This is a genomic window from Dactylosporangium darangshiense, from assembly GCF_039537565.1.
GTDB lineage: Bacteria > Actinomycetota > Actinomycetes > Mycobacteriales > Micromonosporaceae > Dactylosporangium > Dactylosporangium darangshiense.
In genome coordinates, this window is record NZ_BAABAT010000022.1 from 173,666 (window position 1) to 183,829 (window position 10,164).

The following is a 10,164-nucleotide window of genomic DNA, read 5'->3' on the forward strand; positions in this document are numbered from 1 at the left end:
GAGCACAGCGGCGCGGGTCCTCGGGCCCGCGCCGCCTGCCTGTCGCACGCTATTGAGCGGGCCGTCCCCACTGCTGGTTGCCCCCGCCGTTGCAGGTCCAGATCTCCAGCGGCGTGCCGTTGGCCGTGCCGTTCGCCGTCGCGTCCAGGCATTTGCCCGACCCGACGCCGACCACGGTGCCGTCGGCGTTGACGTTCCACTGCTGGTTCGTCTGGCCGTTGCAGTCCCAGATCTGCACCTTGGCCCCGTCCGCGGTGCTCGCGCCGGCGACGTCGAGGCACTTGCTCCCGCCGTACACCAGCAGCTGCTTCGAACCGCTCAGCGTGAAGGCCTGGTTGGCCCCGCCGTTGCAGTCCCACAGCGCCAGCTGCGTGCCGCTGGTCTGTGACGCGCCCGGCACGTCGGCGCAGCGGCCGGACTGGGTGCCCTTCAGGGCGAAGGGCACGGCCCTCGTGCCGCAGGTCGTCATGCCGGAGGTGTACGGGCACACGACGGAGGCGAAGCCGCCCCGGGTCGCTTCCGCCACGCTGAGCGTGTCGGCGCTCGTGACGACCCGCGTCTCGCGCACCAGCCCGCCCGAGCCGTCGCGGACGGTCTCGGCCAGGTACTGCCCGGCGCCGAGGAACGACAGCGACGTGGTGAACGTCTTCGCGTTCAGCGCCGAGATGCCGCCGATGAACCAGCGGCTGCCCGACCGGCGGGCGAAGTACGCCTCCTGGCCCGGGCGGCCGCCGAGCAGCCGGGACTCGTCCCACGCCGTCGGCAGCTGGTCGAGGATGCGCAGCGCCTCGGGGTGGGTCTCGTAGCTCTGCGGGTTGTCGGCCAGGTGCTGCCAGCCGGACTCGAAGACGATCGACGTGCCCAGCTCGTGACCGTCGGTGGTGTCCCGGTTGGCCAGGCTGAACACGACCGGCGTGAAGTCCATGCCGGCGATGGCGTTGCGGGTGAACGGCAGGATCGTGTTGAAGTCGGCCCGCAGGTACTGCTCGGCCCCGAACACCGCCTCGGCCGTCATCACGTGGGGCCAGGTGCGCTGCAGGCCCCTCGGCGTGGCCGCGCCGTGGAAGTTCACCATCAGCTGCAGCTCGGCGGTGCGGGCCAGGATGGCGTCGTACCACTGCAGCGTCGGCTGGGTGTCCTCGTAGATGAAGTCGATCTTGACGCCGGCCACGCCCCAGCTCTTGATGAGCGGCAGCCAGTCCTCCCGCTGCTGCGCGGTCCTGAGGTTGCTGGAGTTGAACCAGAGGATCACCTGCACCCCCTTGGAGCGGGCGTAGGAGACCACGGACGGCGCCCAGCTCGAGGACCAGCCCTCGTCGATGAGGACGTAGCCCCAGCCGTTGCGGGCGGCGAAGTCGATGTACTGCCGCTGCCGGTTCTCGTCCGACGGGCTTGCGTGCTCGGTCAGCCACGACCAGGCGACCGTGCCCGGCCTGACCCAGGACGTGTCGGCCACCCTGGACGGCGCGGCCAGGTCGTCGACGATCGTCGAGCCGGTGACGGTGGCGAGGTCGCCGACCGCCGCGGTCCGCCACGGGGTGCTCAGCGGCAGCGTCGTGGTGATGCCGCCGGCCAGGGCCGTGGTGTAGGTGCCGGACCCGGCGGCGTGGGTGAGGTACGCGGCGGCGTAGCGGCCGTCGAGGTTGGTCTCGGCGACGAGGGCGAAGCGGGCGCCGACCTCGAACAGGGCGGGCACGCGGTAGTTGTTGCCGGTCGGCGCGCCGCCGGCGGTGGACTGGAACCAGCGGCCCTGGTCCTCGGCGTGCGGCGGGACGAGCCACGCGTTGGACGCGGCGGGGACGCTCCACGACGACGCCTCGCGGCTCACCGTGACCGGGCCGCTGCCGGGCAGCACGTAGCGGTAGGCGGCGCCGGTGTTCGACGCCCGGACCACCACGTCGAGGCGGGCGCCGCCGCTGCCGGTGAAGGACAGCGTCGTCTCGTTGTAGGTGGTGCTGCGGGTGCGCTGCTTGCCGGTCGTCATCGTGTAGGACTCGGTGACGGTCCGGTCGGCGCGCTGGGTGAACGCCAGGTTCCGGGTCAGGTCGGCGGCGGTGGTGACGATGCCGATCGGCGAGGGCGACAGCACCGTCTGCCCCTGGTTGCTCACCGCGAACGTCAGGCCGCCGTTGTCGAGGCTGACCTGCGCGGCGGTCGTGCCCGCCGAGGGCCCCGCGACCGTCCACGTGGTGGCGGCGGACGCGGCCCGTGTGGTGGTGAGCACGACGGCGGCGGGCAGCAGCAGCGCCGCCGTCAGCAGCGGTACGGCTCGTCTCATATCCTCGCCCACTTCTGGTTGTCGCCGCCGTTGCAGGACCAGATCTCCAGCTGCGTGCCGTTGGCGGTGCCGTGCGCGATGGCGTCGAGGCACCTGCCCGAGTTCGGGTTCACCACCGTGCCGTCGGCGTTCACGTTCCACACCTGGGCGGCGGTGTTGTTGCAGTCGTAGATCTGCACCGCGGTACCGTCGGCGGTCCCGGCGCCGTTGACGTCGAGGCACTTGGTGCCGTACACCTTCAGCTGCTTCGACGGCGTGAGCGTCCACGTCTGGTTGGCGCCGCCGTTGCAGTCCCACAGCGCCACGCGCGTGAAGTTGGCCTGCGAGTTGTTCGGCACGTCGACGCAGCGGCCCGACTCGCGGCCCCGCAGCAGCCCCGGCTGGTTGGCCGGCGGCGTGACGCTGGTGCCGGCGGCGACGAGCGCGGCCGCGGCCGCCGCCTGGGTGGTCGGGCTCCAGTTGCTGAACGGGCCGACGAAGGAGTTGCCCTGCCGGCCGTCGGCGGCGGTGTCGTTGGCCAGGATCGAGTTGGCGGTCGTGGTGATGAAGGTGTTGTACTCGCTGGTGTTCGCGGCGGTCGCGAGCGCCCGCAGGTAGCGGATGAGGATGCCCTTGAACGCCTGGCCGTCGCCCGTGCAGTTGGGCTCGCAGCCCTCGTAGAGCACGCCGCCCCGGTTGAACCGCCCGACGGCGGTGGTGGCGATCGAGCGGGCGGTGGTGAGCAGCCCGGCGTTGCCGGTGGCCCGGTTCAGCTCGATCAGGCCCTGCAGGATGACGCCCTGGTTGTACGTCCAGTTGGCGGTGTTGAACTGGCACCCGGACACGTTGAGCCCGTCCTGCACGAGGTTGTCGTGGATGAGCCCGCTGGCGCGCAACCAGTTCCACTCGTCGCCCGCCCAGCCGAGGTACGTCGTGTCCCCCGGGATGCGGTTGTGCAGCCCGGCGGTCGCGGCGAGGAAGAGCTCGTTGGCGATGGCGGCCTTGTACTGCTTGGCCGTGCTCCAGTACACGCCGCCGCCGCAGACCCCGTCCCAGTAGTTGTGCATGTACCGGGTGGTGGTCTCGGCCATCGACAGGTAGGAGCGGTTGCCGGTGATGTCGTACGCCTGCAGCCAGACCAGCGTCCACCAGCCGGTGTCGTCGATGTACATGTTGGTGAAGCTCGGGTTCTTGGCGAACGCGCCGGCGATGGCGTAGTCGTACTGCGTGTCGCCGCCGGCCTGCCGGTAGGTCATGACGGTGCTCAGCGACACGGCGCTGGTCCACCAGTCGGTGCCGATGCGCCCGGTGTTCGCGTCGTAGGAGCGCATCAGCACGGCGACGCTGTTCGCGGCGGACGGTGCGACGGCGGCCCGGGCCGGGCCCGGCATGGCGACGATCGCCAGGCCGAGCCCGAGCAGCATCGTGGCGGCGATGCTCAGCGGGCGTCTCATGACCGCGCCCACTTCTGGTTGTCCCCGCCGTTACAGGTCCAGATCTCCAGCAGTGTGCCGTTGGCCGTGCCGTTCGCGGTCGCGTCGAGGCACTTGCCGGACCCGACCCCGACCACGGTGCCGTCGGAGTTCACGGTCCACTGCTGGTTGGCACCGCCGTTGCAGTCCCAGATCTGCACCGCCGCACCGTCCGTCGTGGCGGCGCCGTTGACGTCGAGGCACTTGGTGCCGTACACCTGCAGCTGGTTGGACGCGGTCTGCGTGAACGTCTGGTTGGCACCGCCGTTGCAGTCCCACAGCGCCAGCTGCGTGCCGTTGGTCTGCGACAGCGCGGGCACGTCGGCGCAGCGGCCGGAGCCGACGCCGCGCAGGACGCTGAGCACCGGGCCTGCGTTGGCGGTGACGCTCAGGTTGTCGAACTGGTCGGTCTGGTAGCCCACGACCCCGACGCCGGCCTGGCCGCTGCCGAAGGAGAAGTCGTTCGCCGTGCCGGCGATCGTGGCGTCGATGGTCGCGGTGATCTGGCCGCCGGAGAAGCCGAGCTTCAGGTTGTGCCAGCTGTTGAGCCCAAGCGCCGCCCGGGTGCCCGAGGCGAGGGTCGTGTCGGTGTTCGTGTTGCTGTGCCTGACGATCGACCACGCGCCGGTGTTCGACACGCGCAGCTGGTAGGCGGCCTGGCGGTTCTGCGGCCGATTCTGGATGTTCGCCCGGCCCAGCAGGGTGACCGTGCCGGCCTGCTGCATGTTCACGTCCAGGCTGACGGTGTAGTTGGTCCAGTTGGAGTCGCCGAACAGGGTGAAGGCGTCGCTGTCGTCCTGCCAGTTGATCGGCCGCTGCGGCGCGACCTGCTGCAGGCAGGTGCCGGACCGGCCGGCGGCGCAGGCGCGGGTCTCGAACGAGCCCTGCATGTCCTCGGTGTAGCGGGGCTGCTTGCGCACCGCGTAGCCGTCGAAGGTGTCGGCGTAGGGCAGCGCGAGGCCGTGCGGGGCGGGGCTCGCCGCGGTGCCCTTGCCCTGCCCGCTCGTGGTGGTCAGGGTGTAGATGCGGTTGGGCTGCATGGTGAGGCTGTAGGCGCCGCCGGACGGGGCGATGTCAGCCTGGCGCACGAACCAGTCGCCCGGGTTGGACGAGCCCATGTCGGTCGACCACACGTGCACGGTGCCGGCGCTCAGGCCGCCCGAGACGGTGACGTTGACGGTCTGCGTCGAGGTGGTGCCGCTGGTCTCGTACACCGTGGTGTAGTCGGTGTTGTTGGGCGACTTGAGCGACACGTAGCTGCCGTTGGCGCGGTTGCCGCCGAGGTAGCCGCTGGCCGAGCTGTTGAGGTACTTCCACCCCGGTTGCGTGAACTGCGCGTAGTGCGCGGTGGCCCACAGGTTCCGGCCGACCCGGTAGGCGCCCGACCACGGCGAGCCGGCGTCCATGAGCCCGACGGTGGCGTAGGGCAGGTTCGGGGTGATGGCGGCGATGAGCGGCCAGTTCATGTAGCCGGAGATCTCCGCGTCCAGGTAGCCGCGGTTGAGCGTGCGGACGAACGGCACGACGCCGCTCATGTCGTCCTGCGAGCCGAACTCCGAGGCCCACAGCGGTTTTCCGCTGGATCGGGCGTTGGATGTGGTACTGCAGGAGTCGGCCTGCGACAGGTACCCGCACACGTAGTGGTTGCCGAGCACGCCGACCGCGCTCTTCAGCGCGGGATCGGCGGCGAACTCGTCGGCCATCCCCCAGCCGGAGTCGTCGCCGACGATCTGCACCGCGCCGTACCCGGCGTTGTTCAGGCCGGTCCGCAGGTTCTTGTACCAGCCGCTGTCGTGGCCGCGCTCGTTCCAGCCGCCGAGGTAGTGCACGGTGATGCCGTGGCCCTTGGCGCAGTTCAGCCACGAGATGTCATAGTCGATCATGTCCTGCGACCAGAAGTTGCCGCCGCCGATCCAGCCCGGCGCGGTCCACGGCAGGGCGACGATGCGGATGTTCGGGTTGCGGGCCACGGCCTGCTCCCCGAGCCAGAACTCGTAGCCGACGTTGCAGTTGACGTCCCCGCGCACGTGCTCGTGGCTGGGCTCGGACCCGTCGGTGGAGTTGGCGTCGCCGCCGATCTCCAGCTTGAGCAGCTGCACCGCGGCGCCGTAGTTCGGCTTGAACAGGTAGTCGAGGATCTGGCTGCGCTGCGGCTCCGGGTAGTCGATCAGCAGGCGCGAGTTGCCGCCCCCGCCGCTGATCGCGCCGACGCCGTCGAACGTGCGCCCGACGATGCCGCCGTTGACGTTGATCGTGGTGGTGGCCGCGCCGGCCGGCGCGGCGGTCACGGCGACGACGGCCGTGGCCAGCAGGCTCCCCGCCGCGAGGGCGATGAGTCCGCGACGTACGTGGTGCATGTGGTTCTCCTTCACTGTCTGGCGGAACAGGGCTGAGAACGCTTTCAGAACCAGGTCGAAACGCGGGCACCGTGGCCGGGCACCCATGATCACGACGTCCAACCGTGATCGAACATGTGGGAACTTGGTGATAATTGCTTGCTTGGCAGATTGACGGTCATGTGTGCTTCTGTCAAGCCTTCGCACCGACCACCCCCGCTGGATGGGGCGTCGCGGTCGCCGATCCTTCGTCCTAAGCTCATTTGCGCAGTTGGCAGCGTTGCTTCGGTTGCGTCGCTTTTCGTTGAAGGATGTTGTCTTTTCGCTCCCGTCGTTCCCGAGCGCATCACCCCGCATCCGGCCCGCGGCCCGTTCGTAGACTGTCTGGGCTGCCGGCCCTGCCCTTCCCCGAGCCGCCGCTGAGCGACGGCGTCGTCCTGCTGCGCCCGTGGCGGCCGCAGGACGCACCGCAGCGCTACGAGGCCTTCTCCGACGAGCTGTGCCGGCGCTACTCCTGGCCGCGCGTCGACCCCCCGACCGAGGCCGACATCGCGGCCGCGTACGACCGCAACGAGCAGGACCGCCTGGCCGGCACGTCCCTGAACCTCGCCATCGCTGCTGCGCTCCCACTTCCCCTTCAAGTCCGCCCGCCGCGACACCCTGGTCTTCAGCCTGCTCCCCGGCGAGCTGACGTGACCTCCGCCCCGCTCGCGAGTGATGACGCCGCTCGGCGGCGGGCCCGGCGGACGGCGGGCGGCATGGCGAGGCCGGTGAGCAGGAACAGCGCGCCGGCCACGTACCAGCCGGGCCGGCCCCAGGTGATGCACAGCCCGATCAGCAGCCCCGGCCCGACCGCCTCGGCGATGCCGGCGCCGAGGCCGAACACGCCCAGGTACTGGCCGGTCGCCTGCTCGGGCGCGAGCGCGAACGACAGCTCGAAGGCGCCCGCCGCGTGCCACAGCTCGCCCGCGGTGTGTACCACGGCGACGACGATGAGCAGCGACGCCGCGACCCAGCCGGGCGGGCCCGCGGTGAGCGGGATCAGCGCGCACGAGGCCAGGAACGCGAGGCCGGCCCGGCGGTAGGCGGCGGCGCCGGCCGCGGGCGAGTCGATGCCGCGGCTCGCGCGCACCTGGAAGCCGACGACGATGAGCGTGCCGGTGAGCATGGTCGCGGAGATGACCCAGTGCGGCGCGCGGGTCGCGCCGACCACCCAGAGCGGCACGGCCACCGTCGGCACCTTGTACTGGATGGCCATGACGCCGTCCAGCGCCGTCAGCACCAGGTACGGCCGGTCGCGCAGCGCCACCCACCGCGGGCCCTCGGCCGCCGGGAGCGGTGCGACCCGCGGCACGAACGCCAGGAACGCCGCCGAGCCGGCCGTGGCCACGACCATCCCGGCGACCATGAGGTCGTAGGCCCGGTGGGTGCCGGTCTGCACCGCCCAGCCGGCGAGGAGCGCGCCGAACGAGACGCCGACGTTGGTCACGGCGCGCAGGTAGGCGCGGAACTGCTGCGGTCGCTCGCCGCCGAAGCGCCGGATCATCGGGCTGCGCGCCGCCGTCCCGGCCGCCTTCGCCGCGGTGGCCACGCTGACCGCGACCACGAACGCCCAGAAGCCGTCCACGAGCAGGAACCCGGCCGTCGCCGCGGCCTGGACGAGCAGCGTGGCCGCGTACACGACCCGCGCGTCGCGCCGGTCCGCGAGGTGCCCGGCCGCGACGGCCAGGGCGAGGGCGAGGGCACCGGCGACGGCCAGCCCGAGACCGACCTGGCCCGGCGGCAGGCGGACGGCCTCGGTGAAGTACAGGACGCCCGCGGTCAGGTACATGCCGCTGCCGACGGTGAACACGAAGTTCGACAGGGCCAGGAGCCGTTGGGGCACGACCCGACCCTAAGAGTTGAGTCGTAAGTGGTCGAGGCGGTGGTTATAGATCGCGGTCACGGCGGCGACAACAAGGTCGATGCCGCGGCCGGGTCGGCGGCATTGGCGCAGGATCTGCCAGTCTTTCAGCCGGGCGATCACGTGTTCGACGGTGGCTCGCCTGCGCCGGTGACGGCGCCATGCCTCGTCCCGGATGATCCTGCCGTGCGAATCGCGGCGGGGGCCGGTCACGTCGGGCAGCGAGCGGTAGCCGCCGTCGCCCAACACCTGGCGAGGCGGGTCGGTGAGCAGGGTGTCGTGTTGGGCGCGAGCGACGGTGATGTCGTTGCGGTTGCCGGGCCACGCGGTGCCGGCGGCGGTCACCGCGCGGTCGCAGCGGCGGATCACGACGTGCACGTTGACGCTGCGCCGATGGTTCTTCGACACCGCAGTACGGGACTGGTCGTGCACTGGGATGAGCGTGCCGTCGAGAACCCAGGTGCAGCGGCGCTGGTGGCTGGAGTAGGTTCGGGTCTGGCGTAGTCCGGCCAGGACCGGCAGCAGGTGCGTTGGATGCGCACGGTCATCGATTGGCTGATGCCGAACACGGCGGCAAGCGCCCGGGTAGTGAGGTTCGTGCGTAGCCCAGCAGCGACGAGCAGGACCCGGTCGGGCAGCGCGAGCCGCCACGGCCGGGCAGTGGCGGTGGGCTGGGCGGCGGCGATTCGAGTCATCGGGGTGGCGAGCGCGGCCGGGGTGAGCCCGGTGAGCGCGATCAGCCGCGAGTATCGCCGCGAAACGGGTGGCATGCCCGGATGATCGGCGGCGGAATCTGTCGTACTCCAGTCGTATGCTGACCCCGCCGATAGATCAACCGCTGGGGTCCGGATCGAAAGACGGGGGTGACCGGCATGCCTGACACCGTGCTGGCGCCCGCCCCGGTTCGCCGGGTCCGCGGCAAGTCCAAAACCAAGAACTGGCGCCGCGTCCAGGATGAGCCGGTCGCCGTGATCCGCCTGGAAGTTGATGCGAGCAACCCCGCCACCCGCAGCCGGTTGGCGAGCATGTCCACCGCGGTGCATGCGTTGCGCCGGACCATGCAACACCAGGCCCGCGACCGGGTGGACGCGTATTGGGCCGCGCACCGGTTGCGCGACCGGGTTGGTCTGGCCGAGGCACGCAAGCGGTTCGGATTGTCCCGCAAGGCGTTCGAAGACGCCGCTGCCGAGCATGTGGAAGCATCGGGTTGGCTGCGGAACCATCTGACCAAGGCTTTGGCGATGCATCTCGCGGACGAGGTGTGGCAGAGCGTTGATCGGCACTTGTTCGCGGACAAGACGGGTAAGCGTCACGGCCCGCCGAGGATAGGCTCGTGGTGGGACTCGACCCGGATCCCCGGTCGCGCCCGCTCGCATACGAAGCCCCGTACGTGGGAAACGTTCCGGCTCGTCGGGACTCTTGACGCGCACGCTGCGGCGTATCCGGCAACCCAGCCCGGGTCGGTCCTCGCCGAGCCCGAGGTTCTGCCCACCCCGATCCGGCCAAAGGGTCAAGCAGGTTGGTGGGCGTATCACGGTCCGCTCGCGATCGTGTTCACCGGCCTCCGTCACGACCTGGTCCTGCCGATACGCTTGCCCCAGGGTATGGGGCAGTGGGCGCGCCTGCAGCACTTCCTCGCCGACCCGAACACGTGGCACAAGATCGACCTCGTCCGCGTCGAAGACCCCCGCGCACCCGGCGGGTGGCGGTACTACGCGCATCTGATGATCCTCGGATCGGGCTGGGCCAGCCCCAGCGTGCGGGCCCAGCGACTGTCCGCGCCCCAAGACCGGGTGGGTGAGGTGGACGGGAACGTGTCCAACCTCGCGATCGTCTCCATGCCCACCAGCCCCGCCATGCTCGGCGGTCTCGCGGCGGATCAGGTACTGGTGACCCCGCAGCAGCGAGCCGCCGCGGAGAAGGCTGGGCTCGTCGCTCGACGCCGGCAGAAAGCCCTGGACCGGTCCCGCAGGAATGCCAACCGCGACCAGTACTGGCTTTCCAAACGAGAGCAAGCACGCGCTGATCGGCGCCAAACCGCTGGCCTACCCGAGCGACGGGTTGACACGCCGACCGGCTCGCGGGTCGCGGACGCGGCTGGGCGGCCGAAACGCGCCTACCGGCGTGACGTGCTGACGTCGTCGTATCGGCGCGCCCGGGCCGAACAGGCGACGGCGGCACGGTCCGCGACGCAGG

At 70.8% G+C, this 10,164-nt stretch carries 7 protein-coding genes; 2 read left to right on the forward strand and 5 right to left on the reverse strand.

Annotation, left to right across the window (positions count from 1 at the left end):
• Window positions 1-49: 49 nt before the first annotated feature.
• The 5 genes from ABD901_RS33560 to ABD901_RS33580 form a co-directional block, all read right to left on the reverse strand.
• The gene (locus ABD901_RS33560; RefSeq protein WP_345133018.1) at window positions 50-2,278 is read right to left on the reverse strand and encodes a glycoside hydrolase family 97 N-terminal domain-containing protein; all 2,229 of its coding nucleotides are present in this window, start codon (window positions 2,276-2,278) and stop codon (window positions 50-52) included.
• Window positions 2,275-3,711 (reverse strand): glycoside hydrolase family 76 protein, encoded by a 1,437-nt coding sequence (locus tag ABD901_RS33565; RefSeq protein WP_345133020.1) that lies wholly within the window; start codon window positions 3,709-3,711, stop codon window positions 2,275-2,277. Before ABD901_RS33565 ends, ABD901_RS33560 begins: the two co-directional genes overlap by 4 nt.
• A complete protein-coding gene (locus tag ABD901_RS33570; RefSeq protein ID WP_345133022.1) occupies window positions 3,708-6,086 on the reverse strand; it encodes a ricin-type beta-trefoil lectin domain protein in 2,379 nt (792 codons plus the stop codon). Before ABD901_RS33570 ends, ABD901_RS33565 begins: the two co-directional genes overlap by 4 nt.
• Window positions 6,087-6,732: 646 nt before the next feature.
• Window positions 6,733-7,950, reverse strand: coding sequence for an MFS transporter (locus ABD901_RS33575; protein WP_345133024.1), 1,218 nt, complete (start codon window positions 7,948-7,950; stop codon window positions 6,733-6,735).
• Between the two features lie 9 nt (window positions 7,951-7,959).
• Window positions 7,960-8,619 (reverse strand): transposase, encoded by a 660-nt coding sequence (locus tag ABD901_RS33580; RefSeq protein WP_345133026.1) that lies wholly within the window; start codon window positions 8,617-8,619, stop codon window positions 7,960-7,962.
• On the opposite strand from ABD901_RS33580, the gene ABD901_RS33585 reads away from it, so the two are divergent.
• Window positions 8,503-8,748 (forward strand): hypothetical protein, encoded by a 246-nt coding sequence (locus ABD901_RS33585; RefSeq protein ID WP_345133033.1) that lies wholly within the window; start codon window positions 8,503-8,505, stop codon window positions 8,746-8,748. The two genes, ABD901_RS33580 and ABD901_RS33585, sit on opposite strands and share 117 nt — an antisense overlap.
• A gap of 92 nt (window positions 8,749-8,840) precedes the next feature.
• Window positions 8,841-10,164 (forward strand): hypothetical protein (locus ABD901_RS33590; RefSeq protein ID WP_345133028.1); only part of this gene is annotated, 1,324 nt, incomplete at its 3' end.

What these genes read in the sequence shown, in the direction of transcription:
- ABD901_RS33560 (WP_345133018.1), bottom strand. Translation starts at nt 2,278, where the DNA reads ATGAGACGAGCCGTACCGCTGCTGACGGCGGCGCTGCTGCTGCCCGCC.
- ABD901_RS33565 (WP_345133020.1), bottom strand. Translation starts at nt 3,711, where the DNA reads ATGAGACGCCCGCTGAGCATCGCCGCCACGATGCTGCTCGGGCTCGGC.
- ABD901_RS33570 (WP_345133022.1), bottom strand. Translation starts at nt 6,086, where the DNA reads ATGCACCACGTACGTCGCGGACTCATCGCCCTCGCGGCGGGGAGCCTG.
- ABD901_RS33585 (WP_345133033.1), top strand. Translation starts at nt 8,503, where the DNA reads ATGCGCACGGTCATCGATTGGCTGATGCCGAACACGGCGGCAAGCGCC.